This is a genomic window from Peptococcus niger, assembly GCF_900101835.1.
GTDB lineage: Bacteria > Bacillota > Peptococcia > Peptococcales > Peptococcaceae > Peptococcus > Peptococcus niger.
Genome location: NZ_FNAF01000002.1, coordinates 32,085 through 55,663, shown reverse-complemented (window position 1 = coordinate 55,663; position 23,579 = coordinate 32,085). Strand labels below are relative to the sequence as shown.

Here is a 23,579-nt window from a genome sequence, read left to right as displayed (position 1 = left end):
TCTCACTCCCGATTCAAGATACACAGGGGGTCAGCGCTCATAAAGTCGCCTTTATGATAGTAGGCCGCACGCGCCCGACAGCCGCCGCAGGTCGCGCCGTAAGCGCATTGACCGCATTGACCGCTGTAGGCTTCGCTGCGCAGCGTTTGAAAGACCGGGCTCTCTGCCCAAATCTCATCAAAGGGCTTTTCCTTGACATTGCCAATGGCCATTTTCATATAGGCGCAGGGCTGCACGTCTCCCTTGGGGCTGACGATGCAATAGGTGGTGCCCGCCAGGCATCCCTTGCGAAAGCGCTGCCGGTGGCCCACTTGGTCGGCCACCCGGATGAATTGCGGCGCACAGGTGGGTTTAACCTCAATGGCCACTTCTTTGGCCTTGTTCATAATCCGGGTGAGCACCGCTTCGTAAGCTTCACGGTCCAAGGCCATGTCCACAATGTCCTCACCCCGTCCGGTCGGCACCAGGAAGAAAATATGGTGCCCCCGTGCGCCGATTTCAACGGCAAAATCAGTGATGTCACAGACTTCATTTTCATTCCAATCCATCACCGTGGTGTGGATTTGAAAGGGGAGGCCGACTTTTTTACAGTTTTCCATGCCGCGGATTGCCGCCGCATGGGCGCCTTCCTTGGCGCGCAGTTTATCATGCTTGGCTGCATCCAAACTGTCCAGAGAAATACCGGCGGCCATGAGTCCGGCCTCTTTCAGGCGCTCTGCCGCTTCCTCAGTAATGAGGGTGCCGTTTGAGCCCAAGACCGGGCGCAGGCCTTGGGCCTTGGCATAGGCAATCAGCTCATAAATATCCGGGCGGGTCATCGGTTCACCGCCGGAAAAAATCATGATATGAAAGCCGGCACGGACCACGCCATCAATCAAGGCCTTCCCCTGGGCGGTGGTCAATTCGCCGGTATCTTTTTGTCCCGACTCCCGATAGCAGTGGGCACAAAACAGGTTGCAATCATTCGTCGTATTCCAACTCATGATTTTCATTGGCCATCACCTTCCATCAGCGGATTGGGGGCCTGACGCTCTTCTTCTGTCAGGTAGCAGGCCGGGTCAAAGCCCCAGAAGTCACCGGTTACCGCTTCACCGCGGGCCCGGAAATTACCGTTGCAAATGGCGAGCCAGTTGCACTTGCGGCATTTTTCATCCAATAAGTCCTGCCGATTTTTTAAACCGGCCAAGAGCGGGTTGGACATATCCGTCCAAATATCTTTAAAGCTGCGGTCGCGAACATTGCCCAAGTCATGGTGCTGGGTAAACTGGTCCGGGTGCACATGCCCCAGGTGGTCCACTTCCCCGAAGGCAATCCCGCTGCGGTTGCCGCCGTTCATGGACAAAAGCTGCCAAATTTTAGCGGCCCGGTCGGGATCCTTGTCCTTGTATTTTAAATATAGGTAGGGCCCGTCGGCGTGGTTGTCCACCAGGAGCACTTCTTTTTTAAGGCCGCGCTGGTCCCAGGCCACCACCCGGTCGCAAATTTTATCAACGATGGCCCGCGTTTCCTCATGGGTCAAATCATCGGTCACCAGGGTTTCACCGCGGCCGGAGTAGACCAGGTGGTAGAAACAAATCCGGTCAATGTCCTCTTCTTCCAGCATGTCCAGCACAGCGTCCACATCGTCCATGGTGGACCGGCTGATGGTAAAGCGCAGGCCCACCCGCTGGTTAACGGCGCGACAGTTGCGGATGCCCGCCATAGCGGCGTCAAAAGCGCCGTCAACGCCACGAAAGGCATCGTTGGTCTCACGTAAGCCGTCAATAGAAATGCCCACATAGCCAATGCCGTGGTCTTTGATTTTTTGCGCCACCTCCGGCGTAATCAAGGTGCCGTTGGTGGACAGGGTGGCCCGGATGCCTTTTTCCCGTGCGTAGGCCGCCAGCTCAAAGAAATCCTCCCGCACCAGCGGTTCGCCGCCGGAAAAGAGGATGACCGGCACCTTAAAATCTGCCAAATCATCTATGAAGGCCTTCGCCTCCTCTGTGGACAGCTCACCTGCGTAAGTCTTGGCTTCCGCATGAGCATAGCAGTGCTTGCATTTTAAATTACAGGTCCGGGTATAGTTCCAAGCCACGACCGGTCCCCGTCCTTCAGAGACACCGTGCAGTTGGTTGCGGCTTTTTTCCGTATATCTCAGACTATCGCCAAAGTACGTATCACCGGTTAATAATTTGGTTAGACTTAGCAATCTCCTCATCCTCCTCTAAACGCTAAACCATGCCCTTTATTGATTCGGTCCCCGATAGGACAGTAAGCGCTCCATACTCTTTGCCAGGGCATCTCGCCGCGGTACGATCTCATCCCGCGCCCGGGCCGCCGCCTCGGCATCTTCCCCAACCAAGTCCGCCAGAGTATCGTTGGCATCGGCGATGGCAATCTTCAGTTCGCTCCATTTATCCGGGTCATAGTCCTTTTCATTTAAACGCCCGACCGCATCGATGAGCTGCTGCAGGTGCGCCAGGGCACCAATAAAGGCCTGCTGGCTTGTGATTTCTTCGAGAATATCCGCCAGCCTGCGGTCGCGGTTGTCCGCTGTCAGCAAAATTGGCACCTGGAAGCGCAGGCCCGTTTCCATAATTAAGTCCAAGATCCGACGGACATCTTCTTCTGTAAAATCATCGCTGAAAATAATCGCCGAAGCCTCTGCCGCAAGGCCGCTATCGCCCTCTGCACCGTCCATTAAGGCGCCCAGGGTATGCCCGGCGGCCTCATCGGGCAATACCCGATGGGCCAGTTTGACCCGCGACAAAAAAGCCAGCGCCAGGTCTCGTTCTTCGCCGACAGCCGGTTTATATAAAAGTATCATATAAGGTGCCCTCCATGGTCATAAATCCTCTTCTTTTTTATTGATTCTTTTTATCATTTACATTAGCCTCTGCGCCCACCGGTGCGAGGCACCGATTAAAAAGCGCCGCTTCTCATTATATACTATTTTTCCCCTTTCGTCATACTTTTACCTATCAAGATTGGCAATGGCTTTGATGGGCAGAAAAAACCCGTGTCCAGGATTTGGACACGGGTTCCGCCTTAACTGCGGGCAGCAGGAATAGAGGTTTGTTTGCCTAAAGTGACCTGGACCTCTGCCTGGCGATTTTTCCGAACGAGGGTGAGGGTCAGGCTGTCGCCGGCCTTATGTTTCTTTAGGATTTTCTGCAAATCGTCATAGCCCTTGAGGGCTTGGCCATCGGCAGCGGTGATGATGTCTCCGGGGAGAATGCCCGCTTCATCTGCCGGACTGCCTTCAACGGTTTGCACCACCAGCAGGCCGGTGTCCTGGTCAATGTTCAGCTGGGCAGCAACGTCTTTGTCCAAAGAGTAACCGGAAATCCCAATAAAGGGCTGGGACGAAGGCGTTTCGCCCTTTTCAATTTTTTGAACGATGCGCATGACATTATTGACGGGGATGGCAAAGCCAAGGCCTTCAACCCCTTCAGCCTGGACTTTAACGCTGTTGATGCCCACCAGCTTGCCTTGGCCGTCCACCAGGGCACCGCCGGAATTACCACTGTTGATGGCGCAATTGGTCTGCAAAAGGTTATAGGTCTGGTTGCCCATTTGAATTTCCCGGTTGATGCCGCTGATGATGCCATCGGTCACCGTCTGAGAAAAGGTTTGACCAAGCGGGTTGCCGATGGCCACCGCCAATTGGCCGACCCGCAGAGCATCTGAATCGCCGATGGCCACCGTCGGATAGCCCTTGCCCTCAATGTCCAGGACTGCCAGATCGCTTTCCTGGTCATAGCCGATCACCTCGGCCTTTTTGGTGCTCCCATCGGCCAGGGTCACCGTCACCCGGCTGGCACCACTAATCACGTGAAAATTGGTCACCATGGTCCCGTCTTCCCGAATGATGACCCCGCTACCGGAGGCCTGGTTGCGCTCGCCGCTTTGCCCGAAAATATTGCTTTGTCTGCCGATGTTGTTGACCCCGACAACGGCCGGGACAACTTTTTCAGCAATATCCGCCACGCTTAGGTTCCCATTTTTATTGCTGGTTGCCGTCTGCACCGCTTTAGGGCCGGCCAGGATGGTCCCGCCGCCCTTATTTTGCTGGGCGTAGTAAGCGCTCCCCGCCCAACCGCCGGCACCGCCACAAATAAGTGCAATTAAAACGGTGGCTATAAAGCGGCGAAAACCACCCCTTCTTTTTTCCTTGCCCGGTTGGGGACGGTTGTAATTGACCGACACCCTTGTCCGCGGCAAGGGACGGGCCGGACTTGGCCGCAGGTCTCTTACCGGCGACCCCTCCACATCTATGGTCGGCGCCGGGTCCCCCGTCGGTTCAGGCCGGTTGGCCGGATTAAAGGGATTGTCCTTATTTTGATCAAACATAAAAAGTCCTCCTTCATAGGGTTACATCAACAGACCCGCCACCCGCCAGCAAAATCTGCGGGGCCAAACCGGCTTGGTCAAGCGCCGTTTTCACCGTTTCCTCAGCCAAGGCCGGTCTGTTGTTGGTATCGCTTAAATGGGCCAGCACCACGGTCCGGGTGCGGTCTTCCAAACTGTCAACCAGGAGCTTGGCGGCAGCGGCATTGGACAAATGACCGCGCGCCCCTAGAATGCGTTGTTTTAAGTAGTAGGGGTAGGGCCCCTTTTCCAGTAAGTTGACATCGTGGTTTGCTTCCACGACCACCAGGTCGCTGGCGGTCAAGTAGGCCGCCATGACCTCATCGGCCCTGCCCGTATCAGTCACATGGGTCAGGCGGAGGCCCTTTTCCGCAAAGCTGAAACCGAAGGGCTCTGCAGCGTCGTGGGACAGGGCCAGGGGCGTCACCGTAAGGCCGCCTAGGGTTTGCTCTCGAAAGGGCAGGCATTCAACCAGTTGACGGTCGACCTTTCCCAGGCCCCCATCAGAGAGCAAGGCCCGCCAGGTGCCTTGACCGGCATAACAGGGCAGGCGGTAGCGGCGTAAAAAGGGCCCCAGGCCGGCAACGTGGTCGCGGTGCTCGTGGGTAATAAAAATACCTTGCAACCGGTCCAGGGCTTGGGGAATCGCCGCCAACCCCTGTTCAATGCGGCGCATGGAAATGCCACAATCAATGAGCCAACCGCCGCAAGCGGTTTCCAGGTAGGCGGCATTGCCTTTACTGGATGAAGCCAAAGAGATATAACGCATCAGTTTCCTCCTGCTGTTTATAGTATACCCATCACACCGGCCCTGTTCGTTTACGAAAAGTTACGGTTCGGTGAAGGGGATGTTAAGAATGCTAAATTTCATCAAAAGATTGGCCCCCGCCGACACATTTTCAACAAACGTGTTATAATAACGGGATAGGAATGTGTCAGAAAGGAGCCGATATGAGCTTACGGGACTTTATTGACGAACACGCCATCAACGCCGATGAAATATCGGCAGGCATCGCCGCCCATTTGACCGGCGCGGTGCAGAACCTTCATTGGGAAGATCGCTTTGACGCAGACACCGGCGAGCGGGCCATCATCGCCCACGCTGAGGTCAATGGAGAATCGCCGCGTCTGGCCGTCATCGAAGGAGCAGCGCCGGAAACCTACTGCAGCTGCCATGTTTACCACAATGCAGCCAAGCCCGGATTTTGCCGCCACCAGGTAGCGCTTATCCGCGCCACCTTTGATGCCTTGACCGCAAGGCAAAAGGCCCCTGACGAAAGCGCCCGCAAGGCCGATGCCCAAGGCCTGCTGAAGGCCTACGAGGAAACGACCCTGGCCCACCGCGAAGCCCCCCTTGACCTCTTGCCGACCTTGGATTTTGACCCCTATTCAGCCCGCTTCGCCCTAACCTTCCGGATTGCTCAAGGTGATTGCCATTATATCATAAAAAATTTATCGGATTTTGTGCACCGCCTTGACCAGCAAGACTTTTACCGCTACGGCAAGTATTTGCAAATTCGCCACGACCGGCGCCTCTTTTCTGAACCGGCTCAATTTTACATTGACCTGCTCATGACCAATGTCAGCCTATACCAGGAGGCCGGCGGCACCCCGCCGGTTAGGCGCTACCTCTACCTGACCCCGGCACAGTTTGATGACTTTTTTGCCTTTATCGCCAACCAAGAGATCCCGGTCGTTGCCGTCCAGACCAACGGCAAGGCCGAAGGTCGGCGGACCCTGGCCTTCGCCGATCCCAAGGAAACCCTCTCCCTGCGGCAATTGCTGGATGGCCGTTACCAGCTCACCCTGGCTTCCGACTATACCCCCCTGTCGCCGGGCGGCCGCTACCGCTATTTAATGACCGATGAGGCCATCGTCCGTCCATCCGACCTCTACAGCCGGTATGTCCTGCCCTTATTTGATTACCTGGATGGCCGAGCCCTTAAAAGGCTGATCTTAACGGAAAATGAAGCCGCCGCCATTTGCGCCAAATCCCTGACCCCTTTAAGCGGGCTCTTAAATATTGAAATGTCTCAGGCCCTGCGCCGACATTTTTCCCAAAAGCCCTTACAGGTTCACGCCCTCCTCTCCTACCCGTCACCGGACTGCCTCTCCGGCGTCCTGACCTTTCGCTACGGCAATGTGGCCTTCAACCCCCTGGCGGCTTCGGAGGACGAGGAAGTGCTCCGGGACAAGGCAGCTGAAGAGGCCCTCTTTGCCCTCTTAAAGCGCTACCGTTTTTCAACCAATGAAGACGAGCTGCTCCTGGTGGGCGAAGATGCCCTGTACGACTTTCTTTTAAATGGCCTGCCGGAATTGATGCAGCTGGCCACCGTGGATATAGAAGAAAAGTTGCGCCGCATCCGGCCTAAGAATGCGGTTATTCCACGCATGAGCTCCGGCATCAACCACGGAACCATCGAGCTCTCCTTTGATGACAGCGCCGTTAACATTGCCAACTTGGCAGACCTCCTCGTCGCCTATCGTCACGGCCGCCGCTACATCCGCCTGAAAAACGGTCAATTTATCAACTTGATCAACCCGGCCCTTGCCGAGCTGAACCAGCTGCTGGACGATTTAGCGGTAAGACCGGAGCAAGTGGCCGAACCGGACCCCATTGAATTGCCCGCCTACCGGGCGGTTCGCCTGAAGGCCCTCCTGGATGACAGCCCCCTGGACATGCACCTGTCCGATGACTTACGGCAATTGGCCGACCGGCTGGCCCATTTGACAGAGGAAAACATTCCCCTGCCGGCAACTTTAAAGGCCAACCTGCGGCCCTACCAAGTGCAGGGCTACCGCTGGCTGGTGGGCCTTTCCCGGCTGGGCATGGGCGGAATTTTAGCAGATGACATGGGCCTGGGCAAAACCGTCCAGGCCATCGCCTACCTCCTGCACCGGAAAAGCAGTGACCCGGAGGCCACCGCCCTCATCGTGGTGCCAACCTCCCTCATTTACAACTGGGAGGAAGAGCTGGCCCGCTTTGCCCCCTCCCTGCCCTACCGCATCATTACCGGCTCCGCCGATGACCGGCGTGCCGCCATTGCTGAGGCGCCCATCGGTGCCGTCCTGGTCACCAGCTACGCCACCCTGCGGCGAGACCACCCCCTCTACGCTCATTTTACCTTTGACACCATCTTCGCCGATGAAGCCCAGTTCATCAAAAACAGCTACACCCAGAATGCCAAAAGCCTGAAAAGCCTCAAGGCCCGCCACCGCTTTGCCTTAACCGGCACCCCCATGGAAAATTCCTTGGCGGACCTGTGGAGCATTATGGACTTCTGCATGCCCGGCTACCTCTTAAGCTGGCGGCAATTCCGGCACGTGTTCGACATCCCCATCAGCCGGTATGAGGATGACAGCCGCCTCTACCGCCTGCGGGTCATGATGGCGCCCTTTTTGCTGCGGCGGGTCAAAAACGATGTCCTGACCGAATTACCGGATAAAATTGAAACCACCCTGTACACCGAATTAACCCACGAGGAGCGCCGCATCTACGATAGCCAGCTGGCCCTATCCAAAAAAACGGTCATCGAAGCCCTGGCCAACGAAGGCCTGCCCCAGAACCGCATCAAAATCCTGGCCCTTCTCATGCGCTTACGGCAAGTCTGCTGCTCGCCGCGCTTATTTTTGCCCGGCTTTACCCAGGCCTCATCCAAGTTAAAGCTGGCGGTTGAAACCATCAGCGAACGGGCGGAAAACGGCCACCGCATGATTCTCTTCAGCCAGTTCACCTCAATGATCGACCTGATCAGCGAAGCCCTGGATGCCCGTGGCATCGACCACTTAATCCTGACCGGTCAAACCAAAGCTGAAGACCGGATGACGCTGATTCGCCGCTTTCAACAGGGCGATATCCCGGTATTTTTGATTTCCTTAAAGGCCGGCGGCACCGGTCTAAACCTGACCGCCGCCGACACGGTCATCCACTACGATCCCTGGTGGAACCAAAGCGTGGAAGATCAAGCCACAGACCGCACCCACCGCATTGGGCAGCACCGCACGGTCCATGTCATTCGCCTGATTTGCAAGCACACCATCGAAGAAAAGATCATGGCTTTAAAGGCAAAAAAGGCCGGCCTATCCGAACAAGTCGTCGGCGGAAACAAGAGCCTCCTGTCCGCCTTAACGCCGGAAGACCTCCGTGACCTCTTTGACTTGACCACGCATACTGACAACTGAAAACAAATAACCGTCTGCACCTATGTGCAGACGGTTATTTGTTTGCAAGCGAAGCCTCAGCCGTCGGACGGCAGGGTCTCACCGATGGTAGGGGCTGACCTTTTCATCAATGGTAAAAATGCCGCCTTCCGCTTCCGGCGTGTAGTAGAGCTTCATATTGCTGGAAACGCCTTGAGCGCCTTCTTCAATGGCGATTTCATGCGCCCGTTTAATCACCTGGCAGAGGGTGTCAAAATCCCCTTCAATGGTGGTGTCAAAGGGCGCTGTAAACGTTTTCAGGCCGGTGGATTCAAGGTAGCGGATCACCTTATCCACTATCCGCAAGAGTTCTTGATCATCCTCGGTTTTGGGCAAAATCTGCAGGGACAAGCTAGCTTCCATTTTTTCTTTCCTCCTTTACCGGCTGAGAGGCCTCTTCCGATGGCACTTGCCGGTTTTGCTCATTGGCGCGGCGCAGGTCATCAACCATGGTTTGGTCCATGGTTTCCACAATCTGTGCTTCTATCTGTTCCTCAAGCTTAGCTTCCAGGTCTGCCGCTTCTTGGGCGCTGAGCCGGTGCTTGGGCAAAACTTCATTGATGATCAAGGCCACAAAGACCCCCAAGAGGGTATCTAGGATCCGCATGAGCGAATATTGAACGATGGACAGCTGCCCCAGCGGCATGAGCAGGATGGAGCAGAAGGTCACGCAGGTGATCACCGTCGAAGGGCTCCGGTTCAGGCTGACGATGAGCTTAATCAGCAGCATAATCACCAGGGCCACCAAGGCATCATAAAGGAGGTCTTTCTGCTGGATGCCGGCAGCGGTGACCACCGCCAAGAGCACCATGCCCGCCACCCCGCCGATGATGGTGCCTAAGACCCGGTGCAGGCCCACTTTTAAGCTGTCCTCAAAGGTCGGCTTCATGCAAATCAAGGCGGCAATGACCGCAAAAAACGGGTAGCCGCCCAGCCCTTTACTGAAAATCAAACAAATAAAGGCCGCTAGACCTGTTTTATAAATCCGCATCCCCATATGAAAGGGACTTGAATTCGGTTCCTGATTGGCCATAACCCGCCTCCTTACAGTATGTCAGACAATCATCCAAGTGGGCCCGGCACAGGCCCATGCTTTATTATACCCATCAGCCCGGTCATTCAAAGAAGGGGCCGGCTGCCAAGAAAAAAAGCCCACTAAGGGGCTTTAGGCTTCCGCATCTCCGGTAAAATTTAAGAACCAGGCCAGGCTTTTATGCCCCTTATCTGCGGTCATCTCATCTGCAGAGCAATTTTCCGGCGGTGCCATGATCACATCATCGCCCACCTGCCAATCGGCAGGGGTTTTAACGCCATGGGCATCCACCCGTTTTAAGGCCTGCAGCAAGCGCAGGAGTTCGCTCATATTTCGACCAGTTGTTTCCGGATAATATTGAATGGCCCGGATGACCCCTTGGGGATCAATGACAAAGGTTGCCCGAACGGTCACGCCCGCATTATCGGCGTGGATCATCCCATAAGCGTCGGCCACTTCGCGGCGAATATCGGCGATTACCGGAAAGGGAATCGCTTGGCCGGCTTCGCCGTTCAGCCAACGCATTTGCTCCATGGTGCGCAACCAGGCCATATGCGCCGACAGGGAGTCCACTGAAAGCCCCACCAGTTCACAGTCCAGCGCTTCAAATTGATCGTAAATCCGGGCTAAAGCCATCAGCTCGGTGCTGCACACCGGCGTAAAATCGCCCGGGTGAGAAAACAAAATCACCCACTGCCCCTCATAGTCTGACGGAAATTGCAGGGTCCCGCGCGTCGTCTCTGCGCTAAAGGCCGGTGCCTGCTCACCGATCATGGGTATTTGGGTTGGCATACGCATCCTCCTTTCACGAGTGCTTGTAGCTGTATTGTAGAAAATCGGCTGCAAACTGTCAAACATTAAAGCACGGCCTTGCCATAAAAGTTGCGGCTTATTTTGTGAAAAATCAGCAAAATAACCCATTTGTGCAAAAAAAGACTTTCTAAATCTTTTCATCTAATGTACTATTTATATAACAGCATTCGCTTGGACACCGCAGACCTGCGGTGGTCATTGCGGACCCATATCCAATACCCATGGAAAGGAAGAATAACATGAACGTCTATCCAACAAAGAAAGTGCGCAACCTTGCGCTCATCGGTCACTCCGGCAGCGGTAAAACGAACCTTACCGAATCTATGTTGTTCCAATCCGGCGCCACCAAAAAAATCGGTTTAACCGCCGATAAAAATACCCTCTCCGACTTTTCAAAGCAGGAAATGGAGCGCGGTTCTTCCATTGGCGTCTCTGTCATCCCCATCGAATGGCGGGACCTGAAAATCAACATCATCGACACACCGGGGCACATGGATTTCGTCGGCGAAGCCTACAGCGCCCTGCGCGCAGCAGAAAGCGCTTTAATGGTCATTGACGCCACCTCCGGGGTCCAGGCGGGCACCGAGCGGATGTGGAAATACTGTGAAAAAATCGGCCTGCCGCGCCTGATTTTTGTCAATAAAATTGATGAGGAAAACGTCAGCTTCAGAAAATTGATGGAAGAGCTGGAAGAGGCTTTCGGTAAAAAGGTCATTCCCTTTTCCGTTCCCATCGGCGAAGGGGAAAGCTTCGTCGGCGTAACCGACGTTATCTTCCAAAAGGGCTTTAAGTACACCGACGGGACGCCCCTGGAGGCAGACTTGACCCACGACCAGGTCAAGGCCACCGAGCGGATGTATGAAGAAATCGCCGAAGTGGTTGCCGAGAGCGATGAAGTCCTCATGGAAAAATACTTTGCCGGTGAAAAGTTCACCCGCGAAGACCTCCTGCGCGGGGTCACCGCCGCCCTCTTGGAAGGGGACGCTGTGCCCCTCTTGGTCGGCTCAGCGGAAAAGGGCATCGGCATTGACATCCTTTTGAATATGATTGTCAACTACATGCCCTCCCCTGATGATGACCGGGCCAATATCGGCTTCCGCTATGAAAGCGGCGAAAAACGCGCGGTGGATGCCAATGAACCCTTCTCCGCCGTGGTCTTTAAAACAATGATTGACCCCTTCCTGGGCAAGATTTCCTTGTTCAAAGTCCTCTCCGGCAAAATTTCCAAGGAAAGCGCCCTTTACAACGCCTCTAAAGATCAGGCGGAAAAATTCGGCAGCGTTTCCGTCTTGCGCGGGAAAACGCAAATTGAGGTGGCGGAAATTCAGGCCGGGGACATCGGCTGCGTCACCAAGCTGCAGGTGACGGAAACGGGTGACACCCTCTGCGATAAGGCCCACCCGGTCTTGTACAAACGGGTCGAATTCCCGACACCGGTCATTTACTACGCCATTGAAGCAGCCTCTAAGAACGACGAAGACAAGCTGGCCCAGGGCCTGCAACGCCTGTATGAAGAATTCCCCAGCTTTAATGTCCGCCGCGATACCGAAACCAAACAGCTCACCATCGGCGGCTTAGGCGATACCCAGCTGGACGTGGTCATTGAGCGCCTGGAAGATTCTTTCGGCGTCAAGGTCAACCGCGTGCCCTTCATCATTCCTTATAAAGAAACCATCCGCACCAAATCGGAAGTCCAGGGCAAGCATAAGAAGCAATCCGGCGGCGCCGGTCAATACGGCGACGTCTGGGTTCGTTTTGAACCGACCGATGAAGAATTTGTCTTTGCCGAAGAGATTTTCGGCGGCGCCGTACCGCGCAACTTCTTCCCGGCCGTTGAAAAGGGCTTGAAAGAGGCCATGACCCACGGCCCCTTGGCCGGCTACCCCATGACCGGGGTCAAGGCCACCCTCTACGATGGGTCTTACCACGATGTGGACTCCAACGAAATGGCCTTTAAGCTGGCCGCCCAATTGGCCTTCCGCAAGGGGACGGCCGAAGCCCAGCCGGTCCTTTTGGAACCCATCTGCAAGGTGGAAGTATCTATTCCGGAAGAAAACCTCGGTGACGTCATGGGCGATATGAGCAAGCGGCGGGGACGCATCTTGGGCATGGACCAGGAGGCCGACGGCACCCAGCTGCTCATTGCCGAAGCACCCCAGGCTGAAATGTTCGACTACCTGATTGACCTGCGGGCCATGACCCGCGGCCGGGGCACCTTTACCATGAATTTTATCCGCTATGAAGAAGTGCCCGGGTCTATTGCTGAAAAAATCATCGAAACCGCCCAGGCCGCCAAAGGCAAAACCGAATAAAGGCGCCCAACACCTTGACGCCGCCAAATCCCCCTGTGGTTTGGCGGCGTTTTTGTCTGTTCAGGTCTCTCTTTTAAACCTTTGGCCTCTTTTTTCCCTCTTATAAGTGAAGACCCTTTCAGAAAGGAGGCTTTTGATGACACCTTCAAACCAATGGATCCAATGGGTCAAACCGGCACAAGCAGGTGACCAAGAGGCCTTTACCGACCTGGTGCGCTATTTTCAAACGGAAGGCTACCGGGCCGCCTGGCTATGGGCGGGCGATGGGGCGGAAGATATTTTGCAGGAGGCCTTTATCATCTGCTGGCAAAAATTGCCGCAACTGCGCAAGCCAGCCGCCTTTCGCAGCTGGTTTTACCGGATTTTACGGCGCACCGCCCTGGATTACGTCAACAAGCACCGGGCTGAACTTCCCCAGGACAACCTGGACCCCCTCATCAGCCCACCACCCGGCAGTCCCTCAGCGACCGATGCCGACCGCTTGCAGGCAGCCCTCCGAGAATTGCCCGACCTCCAGCGCGATGCCTGTACCCTCTATTACTACGCCGGCTTCAGCGTCAAAGAGATTGCCAGCATGACCGGGGCCCCGGAGGCCACCGTCAAGTCCCGGCTCTTTCACGCCCGGAAAAAATTACGGGCCCTGCTCTTAACCGATGGCAAGGCCAGCCATCCGTCGACAGCTCAAGCTCAAAAGGAGGACCATCATGAACACCTACAAAGACACGGACCTGTCCAACCTGTTTCAAATGACGGCTTCAAGGCATAACCCGCCGGCTGATTTTGCCAACCGGTTCACCCAGGCCTTGCCAGCCCAGGAAAAGGCTCGCCAATCCAAAAGCCGCCGCCGGCTGATCAGCTGCATCGCTGCCGCCGCAGTCTTCTGCCTCTCCATGGGAAGCCTATACGCCACCGGCGTCTTCGGCGAGGGGGGAATTTTGACTGAAAGCACCATCTTCGCCGATTACCACAGCATGCCTGATGCGGATACCTTAAAAGAAGACCTGGGCTTTGTCCCCCAGCTTCCGAAAGCATTCGGCCCCTTCAGCTTCCAAGAGGCCAATATTGGCGATACGACCTATCAAGGGAAGGACGGCAAGGCTGAGCTGACCGCCAAAGAGCTAATGGCCACTTATGCAGATAAGACCGGGCAAAAGATCAGCTTCTTTGCCAGCCCGGCCGTCAATCCCCTGACCCTTGACCCTGAAAAAGATACCGCCGTGACCCAAAACGGCATCACTTATCAACTGTTGGACTACACCCAGCGCGTCGTCCCGCCGGATTATGAAAAAACCGAAGAAGACCTGGCCCTGGAAAAAGCCGGCCGGTTAAACATCGCCTTCGGCGGCGACAAAATTTCCGAATCCAAGAACGCCACCGTCATCTGGCAAGAAGACGGCATTGAATACCAGTTGCTGGCTGAAGACGGCCTAGGGAGCCAAGACCTCCTGACCCTTATCAGCGGATAAGCGCCCATAAAAAAATATCCTTACCCCCTCGGGTAAGGATATTTTTATTGGTCATTTTACAGCAGAGGCTGGGCCTTTTTCATCCGGCCTTAGCCGTTGACATAGCCTTCGGCAACCCATGCCTGACGGCCGTCACCGGTTTGAATGTGAACCATGCCGTTGGCACGTTCCAAGACGTTGACCTGGGTGCCGTTGCTGACACTGCCGACGATGGTGGCCGACGGATCAGCTGCGGCCCGCATGTTCAAATCGGCGCCTTGAACATTGATGGTGGCGCTGCCGCCAGAGGCTTGCTGCTGCTGATTTTGCTGCGGTGCGGCAGCCTGAGTCGTACCCTGCTGGGCCTGTTGCTCTGCTTGGCCTTCGTTAGAGCTGTTTTTCTTGCTGGATTTGGATTGTTCCGTTTTATTGTCCTGCTTTTTAGCATCGGCAATCGCTTTTTCCGCTTTGGCCCGCGCTTCTTTTTTCTGTTTGTTTTCAAGTTCGGAAGCGTCCACCAAAGAGGTATCCACATCAGACGAGGACGTTGTGACGAGGGGGTCTTTCGGTCCGAACAAGGCACCGCTGGTATAAGCGATGATACTCCCCAGTGCCAGTCCGATGACAATGGCAATGGCTAAGGCAATTAGGATGTTTTTCACTTTCATTTTTTTTGCTCCTTTTGGTTGATTTGATTAGCCTTCCCCAAGATGCCCAGGCGATGTGCGCCGTAGAGCACCAGTAGAAGAACCAGCACAAAGACCAAAAAGCCTTTGGCCGTTGTCAATGAGTTGACCACCAAAGCCGCCAGAGAAAGACCGGCGCTGATGGCGTAAATCAGCAAAACCGTATTGCGGTGGGAAAGCCCCATCCGCAGCAGGCAATGGTGCAAGTGCGCCTTGTCCGCTTCAAAAATCGGTTGGCCCGCCAAGCTGCGGCGGATGATGGCGAACAGCGTGTCGAAAATCGGCACCCCTAAAATTAAGATAGGGATAAAAACGGAAACCACGGTGAGCCCCTTTGAGGCGCTGTGAATGGAAATCACCGCCAGCATGTAGCCTAAAAACATGCTGCCCGTATCGCCCATAAAAATAGAAGCCGGGTGGAAATTATACAGCAGAAATCCCAGGGCTGCCCCCGCCAGGCCGACGGCCATGAGGGCCATATGGACATCCTGATTCTGCAAGGCGACAATGGCCATGCTGACGGCGGCAATACAGGATACCCCGGCCGCCAAGCCGTCCAGGCCGTCAATCAGGTTGATGGCGTTGATAATGGCCACCATCCAAATAATGGAAACCGGCACCGACAGCCAGGCCAGGTTGAGCAGGTCTGCGCCGATGAAACCGGTCACAAATTCAATCCGCACGCCACCGGCACAAGCGATGCCGGCCGCGATAATCTGCCCTAAAAGTTTGAGTTTGGCAGGCATATCCGTCATATCATCGACAATGCCCACAAAGACCAGGAGGGTCGCCCCTAAAAATGCACCCACCAGGGGCCGGTCTGCCGGCAGCGCCAAAAAAGTGGCAACCCAGTAGGCCGCATAGATGGCCAAGCCGCCCATACGCGGCATCACCTTGGTGTGCACCTTGCGCTGGTTCGGTTTGTCCACAGCCCCGATGCGGAAGGCCAAAAGTTTTACCAAAGGCACTAAAAAGGCCGTCAATAAAAAAGCGCCCACCGTCACCCAAAGGATATTGATCAAAAGGCTGTCTGATATCATTGCAACACTTCCATTATCATAATCTCTATAGGCATTGTAAAGGTATTTTTCTGCTATTTCAACCTATCTGCGCGGATTTATCATCTTTTTTGCCAAAACCGCCGGCAGCCGGGCCAGGTTCCGTAAAATACCCAGCCGTTCTTCCGGGCAGGCCCCCAAAACCAGGGCCGCCTGTGCATTGGCCGACAGTTCTTCCGCAGTTAAGTCTGTCAGGGGGAGGACCAGACCGGCCTTCGTCCGCGCCATAAAAGCGCTGACCTTCGGGTCATAGGGCAGGGCCAAGAGGGCACAGTTTGCCGCTGCCCCGATGATTAAGGCATGCAGGCGCATGGCGATGACCAGGTCTGCCGCTGCCAACATGTCAAAGAGCTCTGCCAGGGTGTAGCGGTCGGTCAAGAGATGGGCCCGCTCTGTCATATGGCCGACAACCGCCTGGCAAAGGGGCAAGTCTTCTTCCGGCTGCATCGGCAAAAGCGCCACCGCATAGCCCTTCTGCACCAAGGCGTCCAAGCCACCGGCAAAGGCCTTCACCCGGTCCACCTCCTGCCAGGGCCGCGGCGCGCAAATAATCAGCGGCCGGTCGCCGTAAATACCGGCCTGGGCCAAAAGCGTCCGCGCCGGTCGACCGCCCTCTGGCGCAAAGCCCAGGACCGGATCGGCGGTCAGCAGGACAGGCTGCCGGACGCCGATGTCTTTTAACAGGTCCCGGCTGCCCATGTCCCGCACCGTCACCGTTTGCGTGCGGTTCAGCACCGCCGCTGTCAGCCGACGGTTAAGCCCATCGGTCAAGGGCCCGACGCCCTGGCCGTATACCAAAACCGGCACCCGCATCAGGCGGGCCAAGAGGATGACCGCCAAATAATACCAAAAGCCCCGCTTGCTGGTCACATCCTGCAAGAGGCTGCCGCCGCCTGAAATCAGCAAGTCGCTCTGCCACAAGGCCTTCACCGCCGCCCGCACCTGCCAGCGGTTAACCGCATCAACCCCAAACTGGCTGCGGCTGGCCTGGGGTTCGTTGGACAAAAGGGTAATGTCCACTTCCGGCATTTCTTGGCGCAAGGCGGCAATGACCGATTCACAAACCGCATCGTCGCCTGCGTTGTTAAAGCCGTAATAGCCGCTTAAAGTGACCCGCATCATGCCTGCCCTCCTTTCATCCGTGGCGGTTTATCCCCATACTTTTGCCAAAGGCGCCGGCACAGCAGAAAACCGCCCCATAAAACAGCCGATAAAAGAATCCCCACTAAGAGCCCGTTGCCACTGCGCCATAGGCTGATCGCCAGCGGCGTATGAATGTGGGCGTAAGTATTGACCAAGGATACCTGACCAATCACCAGCGGTAGGCTCATCAGCCAAAAGGAGGCCCGCTTGCGGGCCAGCAAAAACCAGGCCAGGGTAAAGGGATAGCCGATTAAAAATTCTTTCGACCGCGGCCGCACGGACAAAACATCCGTCAGCCATTGGCGAAAGCCCATTTCCGTATCGCTGATGGCCGCTGAATCGTTGCCGGTGCGGCTGACGTAAATCGCCAGCGCCACCGCCGCCAGTCCGAACAAGGCCAGGTAACGGTAGTCCACCAGCTTTTGGCAAAGGGCCTTGACCGTCTCGCGCGGGTCCTCCTGATCCCAGATAAAGAGCACCGCCGGCACTACCAGAAGGGGAATCACATGCGCCAGCTTAACCCCGGAAAATTGATCCAACTTCAGCATAAAGAGCTGGCTGGACAGGAGGCCAACCGTCAGGACTGCGCCGATAAAGCTGCAGCCGCATAAAAGCAGGAGCCGGCCCACCGCCTTACCGAACCGGTCTGTCGCATAGGGCATAAAAATCAGCGCCGAAAGGGTCGGGAAGGTCACCACACTGATAAAGGCCATGCCCTTGAGCGCCAGCACCGGCATAAGGGCCAAGGCGCCGACCCAGCCAAGGGCCAAAAGCAGGGCCGCCGCCAAGGCCAGCTTTTCAAGCCTCAGGCGCCGCAGGAGCAAAAAGACCCCGCCGACAATGCCCAAGCCGATAAGCCCTTGCTGCCACAAGGGGGTCTCCACCGGCGCCAGTCCCTTATAGGGGGCAGCGATTTTAAAGCCATCCGCCGTTAAATTCTCGCAAATCTTATCCAGGTAATTCAAATTCATCTTCAAGGCATAGCCCGGCTCGGCAATTTCAAAAAACCGCACCAGAAGACCCCGCATATTCCGTTCGCGCACCGCTAAATTCCAGCGGTCAATCGCCTGCGCCTCCCCTTGCAGCCGTTCTTCCTCTGTATCGCCCTGGAACTCGCTCATTTCCGCATTGGAAATGGTGTGCACCCGCACCACATCCTTATCCAGCATAATGCCCAGTCGGTTCAGACCGGCTTGCTTGGAAAATTCCACAATGCCCAGGGGAACCGTCGGATGCCCCTTGTCATTGGTCAGGACCGCATGCAGGCTGTCCATATGCTCAGGAAAGCCGGGAACCACCTTATCGTTCATCAAGACCAGGGCCAAGTTCGGCACTGCCGCCAAATCTTCCTTCAACTGCCGATAGGCCTTGTCATCATTACCGCGCCAGGTGCGAACCTGCACCGCCACGCCCATATCCTGATCGGCCACCTGCTGCATCAGGTCATAATCGTAGCCCACGCCGATGGTGTCCACCGCATCCGCCGCCATTTCCTCTTCCTGAGGATTTTGCGTAATCATGGAGGGCACCGCAATCACGTCATACTGACCGTCCTTACCCGCCATAAGCGTCGCCCCATGGACCTTGGCCATGATTTCCCGCTTGATTTGATCGCGCCAGGTCTCATCATAAATAACGATATACCGTACCGCATCGTCCGGCTTAAAGGCCGGCAACCGCGAGGCGTCGCGCACATTCAAGACATTCTGTCCTTGAAAGATGCCAATCTTACCTTCATCTGCCAACCCGCCTAAAGATTCTTCCTTAAACAGGATCTGGCTGACCCCGTGCTGCTTCAATAAAGCCAGCATCTCCGCATCGCTCTTTTGGTTGCCGCCGGCCAGGGTCCGCACATCCGTCTCATTGACCAGCAGGTTGACAGCCTTATCCTGCCCTTCCACAGACAGGCGCTTGACCGCCACCCCAACAGATAAAAGCAGCGCCAGCACAATCAAGACAATCGCCCCGCGCTCAGCCCATTGAATCCATTTTTTCTCAGCCATATATGCCTCCAATTTTCACATCAAATATCCACCATATTGTAGCATACTTACCCAGCCGACGAAATACAGGAAGGCCAGCTTTAAAAATTTATATAAAGTATGCTGCTTGTAAAAGTTTCGTGGGATGGCCCCTTGCTCTTTTAATGACCCTTATTTTAAGTTATCCTGATGTTAGCAAACCACTTCTATGGAAGGAGCCTGGTGTTTATGAGCCTTGTTGTTGAAAATCCATCCCTTGACCCGGCCAGCCGGTTGGCCGCTGAGCTGCCTCAACCGGCGGTGCCCCTCTTCAACCGATTTTATCATTTTTTGTGCCGGGAGGTTCACTTCAGTTGGACCGGCAGCCTGCACCACACCTACCGGCATTGTGCCCGGGTTCTCTTATTTACACTGGTAATTGGGACAGCTGAGCAGGTGACGGAAGGCCTGGTCTATGATGCAGCCCTCTCTGCTGTTTTTCACGATAGCCGCCGGCAAGACGATGGCTACGATGTGGGGCACGGCTTGCGGGCCGCCCGCTATTACCGTCAATACGCCCTGGCCCACGACCACCCCTTCAGCGGCCCGGTCTATGCAGCCATTGCCTTGCACGACCGGAATGATGCGCTGGCCATCAACCACTTTCACCACTTGCCCGATGAAAAGGACTACCTGACCGTCTGGCGGCTTTTAAAAGACGCCGATGCCTTAGACCGGCTCCGCTTTGGCGATGCTGCGCTGGACCCGCGCTATTTGCGCACAGAGGCTGCCTTGAATTACATCGACAAGGCGCGTCGCATTGTCCGGGCTGACCTCCGCCGACTGGCAACAGGCGGCCAATAGACCGCCACCCGGCATCTTTCTCAGCGATAAAAAATCCTCCCGCGCCATTTTCATGGCAAGGGAGGATTTTTTGGTTCAGCAAAGGATTATTTGTCTTTATCTGCAAAATAGGCTTCAACGTCATCGTTGTTCACCGGGATAACGGTGCCCTTGTATTTGTCTGTGATGACTTTCTTGGCGGCATCGGAGGTCAGGACTTTGACCAGGGCCTTGGTTTTCGGGCTGTCCACATCGTCTGCACGAACGGCGATGATGTTCGCATAGGCTTTAGCAGCCAGGGAGTTCGGGTCTTCAACGGCCAGGTTGCTGTCAAAGTTAATATCGGAAGCGATGGCGAAGTTGCCGTTGATGACGGCCAGGGCCACGTCCGGCAAGGCCCGGGGGATTTGTGCGGCTTCCATTTCAACGATTTCCAGTTTTTTCGGGTTGTCTTCAATGTCGCGTACGGTGGCGTTCAAGTCGCTGCCCTCTTTGAGCTTGATCAGGCCATTATCCTGAAGCAGGAGCAGGGCGCGGGCTTCATTGGAGGTATCGTTCGGAACGGCAATTTTATCGCCGTCTTTCAAGGCGTCCAGGCTATTGGTTTTGCCGGGGAAGATAGCCATCGGTTCATAATGGATAAAGGCGACCGTTTTCAAATCGGTTTTGTTTTCTTTGTTGAAATTATCCAGGAAGGGCTTGTGTTGGAAGAAGTTGGCATCGATTTCACCGTCGTTGAGGGCCTTGTTGGGCAGCACGTAGTCGGTGAATTCTTTGACTTTCAGGGTGTAGCCTTCTTTTTCAAAGTCTGCTGCCAGGGCGTTGAGAATTTCTTGATGGGGGGCCGGGCTGGCGCCGATGGTGATGACCTTATCATCCCCGGAAGCTGCCGGGGCGGAATTGGCCTCGCTGCTTGCCGGTTGCTGACCGCCGCAAGCGGTCAAGGCACCGACGGCCACAAGGGCTGCCAACAGGGTTACAAAGGTTTTCTTAAATGACATGTTTTTTTCCTCCTTGATTTGCACAACATTTTCCTATTCTATACCCGTTCCAACGGGTTGTTACGCAGCGTCCTTGCTGCGTTTATCACTTTTCTTGACGATCCGCATGCCGACGCTTTGAATGATTTGCACCAGCAGCACCAGGATAACCACGGTAATGATCATGGTCACGTTTTCATAGCGGTAATAGCCGTACTTGATGGCCACATCCCCCAAGCCGCCGCCGCCGACAAAGCCGGCCATGGCTGAATAGCCCAGGATGGTGGTGGCCGCTACCAGGGACCCGGTGACCAAGGACGGAACCGCTTCCACCAGGAGCACCTTGCGAACGATTTGACCATTGCTGGCGCCCATGGATTGGGCTGCTTCAATGACGCCGCCGTCCACTTCTAGAAGGCTCTGTTCCACCAGCCGCGCCACAAAGGGGGCGGCGCTGACGACCAAGCCGAAGGTCATCGCCTTGGGGCCGATGGTGGTTTGCACCACTGCCCGGGTCAGGGGGGTGATGGCTATGAAGAGAATTAAAAAGGGCACAGACCGCAAGACGTTGACCACGCCACCAACCAGCCAGTTGACGGCCGGCATGGGGTGAATCCCATCTTTGGCGCTGGTGATCAAGAAAACACCCAGGGGGATGCCAATGACGTAGGATATAAGCGTTGTTGCCAGGGTAACGCCGATGGTAATGACGGTGTTGTCCCAGAGCATTTGAATATATTGGGCATCAAACATGGCGCTACACCTCCTCTACCGAAACGCCTTGTGCTTGCAGGTAACGCCGCACCCGGTAAACGTCGGATGTCGGCGGCAATTGGATGACCATTTGACCGTAGACACAATCATCAATGACCCGCGTATCTGCGTGCAGGATGTTCACCGGCTCCCGCGTTTCCAGGATGAGTTCGGCCAAGATGGGTTCAAAGGCATCGCCGCCTTCAAAGGTGATCCGCAGCTGGGTCCCTTCCGTGTCTTTGAAGTTGATCGGGTCGCCCTCTTCACGATAGACCAGGCGCCGCGCCGCTTCTGTCTTGGGTTGGGTAAAGACCTCCTTCACCGTGCCTACCTCGGCAATATGGTGGTCTGCAATGACAGCCACCCGGGTGCAGATTTCTTCAATCACCCGCATCTCATGGGTAATGACGATAACGGTCAGCCCCATCCGCTTGGACAGGTCTTTCAACAAGGCCAAAATGGAATCGGTGGTCTGCGGGTCCAAGGCGGAGGTGGCTTCATCGCACAAGAGCACCTTGGGGTCGGAGGCCAGGGCACGGGCGATGGCTACCCGCTGTTTTTGACCGCCGGAGAGCTGGGCCGGATAGGCATGGACCCGTTCACTCAGGCCGACAATTTCCAAGAGTTCCAGGCCTCGGCGCTTGGCTTCTTCGCCGCTGGTGCCGGCAATTTCCAAGGGAAAGCAGACATTTTGCAAGGCCGTCCGCTGCATCAGCAAGTTAAACTGCTGGAAGATCATGCCCATTTGCCGGCGGACTTCACGCAAGCGACGGGCAGACAGGGTTCCCAAATCCTGGCCGTCAAAGATAACGCCGCCGGCGCTGGGCCGTTCGAGAAAATTCATGCACCGCACCAGCGTTGATTTTCCGGCACCACTCATGCCGATAATCCCAAAAATCTCGCCGGGGGCAATGCTTAAATTGATGTTTTCCAGGGCTGTGATGGTGTTGCCTTTCACGCGAAAGGTTTTCGATAAATCATACAGGCGAATCAGCTCATCGGCTGCCGGTTGCTCCAAAGAAAATCACTCCTTTTCAGACTTGAGACTGTGACGCGGGCGCAAGCGCGATAAGTCATACGGCGTATGCGCGTAAACTATGTGGTTGAGCCAATTGGAAAAAAGCAGGTTGGCATGGCTGCGCCAGGTCACGACAGGCGCCAGGTTCGGGTCATCCGCCGGGAAGTAATGATGGGGCAGGGGGACATTGTCCAAGCCCTTGGCCAGGTCGCGGTCGTATTCACCTTTTAAGGTCAAGGGGTCGTACTCCAGATGACCGGCGATGTAGTATTGACGCTGGTCCACCGTAGAGGTCAGCAAGACGCCGGCTTCATCGGACTGGGCCAGGACCTTTAAATCCCGTTCGCCGACAATGTCTGCCGGCCGGTTGGTGGTATGCCGGGAATGGGGCGCATGAAATTCATCGTCAAAGCCCCGGGTAATATCCCGATTGCGGATCAACCGGTGGCGGTAGACGCCGAATAATTTCTCCGGCAGCAGCACCTTGGGAATGCCGTAATTATAATACAGGGCCGCTTGAGCCGCCCAGCAGATGAAGACCGTGGAGTAGACATTCGTATTCGCCCAGTCAAAGATCCGGGTCAATTCCTGCCAGTAGCCGACCTCTTCAAAGGGCAGCATTTCCACCGGCGCTCCGGTAATGATTAAGCCATCGTAGCGTTTGTCCTGGACCTCCTCGAACCGCTTGTAAAATTTAAACAAATGCTTCTCAGGCGTATTTTTGCTTTTATGGTTGGACACCATGAGCAAGTCCACATCCACCTGTAAAGGCGTATTCCCGATCAGACGCAAAAACTGGGTTTCGGTCACAATCTTGAGCGGCATGAGGTTTAAAAAGGCAATGCGCAAGGGACGAATGTCCTGGCGCAAGGCCCGGGACTCATGCATGACTTGGATATATTCTTCAGCAAGGGCTTCCGCAGCGGGAAGCGATTGAGGGATAATAACCGGCACAACCGCATCTCCTTCTTACAATAACGA

Annotated in this window: 21 protein-coding genes; 5 read left to right on the top strand and 16 right to left on the bottom strand. The window is 55.5% G+C overall.

Going from position 1 to position 23,579, the window contains the following annotated elements:
* Positions 1–2: 2 nt before the first annotated feature.
* From nirJ2 to BLQ16_RS01945, 5 genes are all read right to left on the bottom strand, one after another.
* Complete coding sequence (gene nirJ2 / locus BLQ16_RS01965) at positions 3–992, bottom strand: putative heme d1 biosynthesis radical SAM protein NirJ2 (protein WP_091791079.1); 990 nt, start codon at positions 990–992, stop codon at positions 3–5.
* On the bottom strand, positions 989–2,191 hold the full coding sequence (locus BLQ16_RS01960) for a radical SAM/SPASM domain-containing protein (RefSeq protein WP_091791078.1): 1,203 nt from the start codon (positions 2,189–2,191) through the stop codon (positions 989–991). The genes nirJ2 and BLQ16_RS01960 overlap by 4 nt, the downstream gene beginning before the upstream one ends.
* Before the next feature lie 36 nt (positions 2,192–2,227).
* Positions 2,228–2,809, bottom strand: coding sequence for a hypothetical protein (locus BLQ16_RS01955; RefSeq protein ID WP_091791077.1), 582 nt, complete (start codon positions 2,807–2,809; stop codon positions 2,228–2,230).
* Between the two features lie 221 nt (positions 2,810–3,030).
* Positions 3,031–4,335, bottom strand: a complete 1,305-nt coding sequence (locus tag BLQ16_RS01950) for a S1C family serine protease (protein WP_091791076.1) — start codon at positions 4,333–4,335, stop codon at positions 3,031–3,033.
* Positions 4,336–4,348: 13 nt separating this feature from the next.
* Positions 4,349–5,122 carry an MBL fold metallo-hydrolase gene (locus tag BLQ16_RS01945; RefSeq protein ID WP_091791075.1) on the bottom strand — a complete coding sequence of 258 codons (774 nt, stop codon included), beginning with the start codon at positions 5,120–5,122 and terminating at the stop codon, positions 4,349–4,351.
* A gap of 182 nt (positions 5,123–5,304) precedes the next feature.
* On the opposite strand from BLQ16_RS01945, the gene BLQ16_RS01940 reads away from it, so the two are divergent.
* The gene (locus BLQ16_RS01940; RefSeq protein ID WP_159427944.1) at positions 5,305–8,535 is read left to right on the top strand and encodes a DEAD/DEAH box helicase; all 3,231 of its coding nucleotides are present in this window, start codon (positions 5,305–5,307) and stop codon (positions 8,533–8,535) included.
* Between the two features lie 78 nt (positions 8,536–8,613).
* Here the strand turns inward: BLQ16_RS01940 and BLQ16_RS01935 are convergent, their stop codons facing one another.
* The 3 genes from BLQ16_RS01935 to BLQ16_RS01925 all read right to left on the bottom strand — a co-directional run bounded on the left by BLQ16_RS01935 (position 8,614) and on the right by BLQ16_RS01925 (position 10,378).
* Positions 8,614–8,916 (bottom strand): thiamine-binding protein, encoded by a 303-nt coding sequence (locus BLQ16_RS01935; RefSeq protein WP_091791073.1) that lies wholly within the window; start codon positions 8,914–8,916, stop codon positions 8,614–8,616.
* Complete coding sequence (locus BLQ16_RS01930; protein WP_091791072.1) at positions 8,906–9,586, bottom strand: FUSC family protein; 681 nt, start codon at positions 9,584–9,586, stop codon at positions 8,906–8,908. Before BLQ16_RS01930 ends, BLQ16_RS01935 begins: the two co-directional genes overlap by 11 nt.
* Positions 9,587–9,718: 132 nt before the next feature.
* On the bottom strand, positions 9,719–10,378 hold the full coding sequence (locus BLQ16_RS01925; protein WP_159427943.1) for a peroxiredoxin: 660 nt from the start codon (positions 10,376–10,378) through the stop codon (positions 9,719–9,721).
* A 260-nt stretch (positions 10,379–10,638) separates the two neighbouring features.
* On the opposite strand from BLQ16_RS01925, the gene fusA reads away from it, so the two are divergent.
* The 3 genes from fusA to BLQ16_RS01910 all read left to right on the top strand — a co-directional run bounded on the left by fusA (position 10,639) and on the right by BLQ16_RS01910 (position 14,177).
* Positions 10,639–12,711 (top strand): elongation factor G, encoded by a 2,073-nt coding sequence (gene fusA / locus BLQ16_RS01920; RefSeq protein WP_091791070.1) that lies wholly within the window; start codon positions 10,639–10,641, stop codon positions 12,709–12,711.
* A 136-nt stretch (positions 12,712–12,847) separates the two neighbouring features.
* The gene (locus BLQ16_RS01915) at positions 12,848–13,477 is read left to right on the top strand and encodes an RNA polymerase sigma factor (RefSeq protein ID WP_091791069.1); all 630 of its coding nucleotides are present in this window, start codon (positions 12,848–12,850) and stop codon (positions 13,475–13,477) included.
* Positions 13,416–14,177: a hypothetical protein gene (locus BLQ16_RS01910; RefSeq protein WP_091791068.1), complete on the top strand. Its 762-nt coding sequence runs from the start codon at positions 13,416–13,418 to the stop codon at positions 14,175–14,177. The genes BLQ16_RS01915 and BLQ16_RS01910 overlap by 62 nt, the downstream gene beginning before the upstream one ends.
* 89 nt (positions 14,178–14,266) lie before the next feature.
* Here the strand turns inward: BLQ16_RS01910 and BLQ16_RS01905 are convergent, their stop codons facing one another.
* The 4 genes from BLQ16_RS01905 to BLQ16_RS01890 form a co-directional block, all read right to left on the bottom strand.
* Complete coding sequence (locus BLQ16_RS01905) at positions 14,267–14,824, bottom strand: SH3 domain-containing protein (RefSeq protein WP_091791067.1); 558 nt, start codon at positions 14,822–14,824, stop codon at positions 14,267–14,269.
* Positions 14,821–15,882, bottom strand: coding sequence for a glycosyltransferase family 4 protein (locus BLQ16_RS01900; RefSeq protein WP_091791066.1), 1,062 nt, complete (start codon positions 15,880–15,882; stop codon positions 14,821–14,823). Before BLQ16_RS01900 ends, BLQ16_RS01905 begins: the two co-directional genes overlap by 4 nt.
* Positions 15,883–15,945: 63 nt before the next feature.
* Positions 15,946–17,022 (bottom strand): polysaccharide pyruvyl transferase CsaB, encoded by a 1,077-nt coding sequence (gene csaB, locus BLQ16_RS01895; protein WP_091791065.1) that lies wholly within the window; start codon positions 17,020–17,022, stop codon positions 15,946–15,948.
* Positions 17,019–19,046: a DUF5693 family protein gene (locus tag BLQ16_RS01890; protein ID WP_091791064.1), complete on the bottom strand. Its 2,028-nt coding sequence runs from the start codon at positions 19,044–19,046 to the stop codon at positions 17,019–17,021. Before BLQ16_RS01890 ends, csaB begins: the two co-directional genes overlap by 4 nt.
* A gap of 207 nt (positions 19,047–19,253) precedes the next feature.
* On the opposite strand from BLQ16_RS01890, the gene BLQ16_RS01885 reads away from it, so the two are divergent.
* Positions 19,254–19,868 (top strand): HD domain-containing protein, encoded by a 615-nt coding sequence (locus BLQ16_RS01885; RefSeq protein WP_091791063.1) that lies wholly within the window; start codon positions 19,254–19,256, stop codon positions 19,866–19,868.
* An 86-nt stretch (positions 19,869–19,954) separates the two neighbouring features.
* Here the strand turns inward: BLQ16_RS01885 and BLQ16_RS01880 are convergent, their stop codons facing one another.
* Genes BLQ16_RS01880 through BLQ16_RS01865 form a run of 4 tightly spaced genes read right to left on the bottom strand, consistent with a single transcriptional unit; the run spans position 19,955 to position 23,552 of the window.
* On the bottom strand, positions 19,955–20,848 hold the full coding sequence (locus BLQ16_RS01880; RefSeq protein ID WP_091791062.1) for a MetQ/NlpA family ABC transporter substrate-binding protein: 894 nt from the start codon (positions 20,846–20,848) through the stop codon (positions 19,955–19,957).
* A gap of 60 nt (positions 20,849–20,908) precedes the next feature.
* Positions 20,909–21,580 carry a methionine ABC transporter permease gene (locus BLQ16_RS01875; RefSeq protein WP_091791061.1) on the bottom strand — a complete coding sequence of 224 codons (672 nt, stop codon included), beginning with the start codon at positions 21,578–21,580 and terminating at the stop codon, positions 20,909–20,911.
* Between the two features lie 4 nt (positions 21,581–21,584).
* Positions 21,585–22,598, bottom strand: coding sequence for a methionine ABC transporter ATP-binding protein (locus tag BLQ16_RS01870; protein WP_091791060.1), 1,014 nt, complete (start codon positions 22,596–22,598; stop codon positions 21,585–21,587).
* A 6-nt stretch (positions 22,599–22,604) separates the two neighbouring features.
* Complete coding sequence (locus tag BLQ16_RS01865; RefSeq protein WP_091791059.1) at positions 22,605–23,552, bottom strand: homoserine O-succinyltransferase; 948 nt, start codon at positions 23,550–23,552, stop codon at positions 22,605–22,607.
* Positions 23,553–23,579: the final 27 nt, after the last annotated feature.

Coding starts and splice junctions, on each gene's coding strand:
- nirJ2 (WP_091791079.1), bottom strand. CDS start 992: ATGAAAATCATGAGTTGGAATACGACGAATGATTGCAACCTGTTTTGT.
- BLQ16_RS01955 (WP_091791077.1), bottom strand. CDS start 2,809: ATGATACTTTTATATAAACCGGCTGTCGGCGAAGAACGAGACCTGGCG.
- BLQ16_RS01950 (WP_091791076.1), bottom strand. CDS start 4,335: ATGTTTGATCAAAATAAGGACAATCCCTTTAATCCGGCCAACCGGCCT.
- BLQ16_RS01945 (WP_091791075.1), bottom strand. CDS start 5,122: ATGCGTTATATCTCTTTGGCTTCATCCAGTAAAGGCAATGCCGCCTAC.
- BLQ16_RS01940 (WP_159427944.1), top strand. CDS start 5,305: ATGAGCTTACGGGACTTTATTGACGAACACGCCATCAACGCCGATGAA.
- BLQ16_RS01935 (WP_091791073.1), bottom strand. CDS start 8,916: ATGGAAGCTAGCTTGTCCCTGCAGATTTTGCCCAAAACCGAGGATGAT.
- BLQ16_RS01930 (WP_091791072.1), bottom strand. CDS start 9,586: ATGGCCAATCAGGAACCGAATTCAAGTCCCTTTCATATGGGGATGCGG.
- BLQ16_RS01925 (WP_159427943.1), bottom strand. CDS start 10,378: ATGCCAACCCAAATACCCATGATCGGTGAGCAGGCACCGGCCTTTAGC.
- fusA (WP_091791070.1), top strand. CDS start 10,639: ATGAACGTCTATCCAACAAAGAAAGTGCGCAACCTTGCGCTCATCGGT.
- BLQ16_RS01915 (WP_091791069.1), top strand. CDS start 12,848: ATGACACCTTCAAACCAATGGATCCAATGGGTCAAACCGGCACAAGCA.
- BLQ16_RS01910 (WP_091791068.1), top strand. CDS start 13,416: ATGAACACCTACAAAGACACGGACCTGTCCAACCTGTTTCAAATGACG.
- BLQ16_RS01905 (WP_091791067.1), bottom strand. CDS start 14,824: ATGAAAGTGAAAAACATCCTAATTGCCTTAGCCATTGCCATTGTCATC.
- BLQ16_RS01900 (WP_091791066.1), bottom strand. CDS start 15,882: ATGATATCAGACAGCCTTTTGATCAATATCCTTTGGGTGACGGTGGGC.
- csaB (WP_091791065.1), bottom strand. CDS start 17,022: ATGATGCGGGTCACTTTAAGCGGCTATTACGGCTTTAACAACGCAGGC.
- BLQ16_RS01890 (WP_091791064.1), bottom strand. CDS start 19,046: ATGGCTGAGAAAAAATGGATTCAATGGGCTGAGCGCGGGGCGATTGTC.
- BLQ16_RS01885 (WP_091791063.1), top strand. CDS start 19,254: ATGAGCCTTGTTGTTGAAAATCCATCCCTTGACCCGGCCAGCCGGTTG.
- BLQ16_RS01880 (WP_091791062.1), bottom strand. CDS start 20,848: ATGTCATTTAAGAAAACCTTTGTAACCCTGTTGGCAGCCCTTGTGGCC.
- BLQ16_RS01875 (WP_091791061.1), bottom strand. CDS start 21,580: ATGTTTGATGCCCAATATATTCAAATGCTCTGGGACAACACCGTCATT.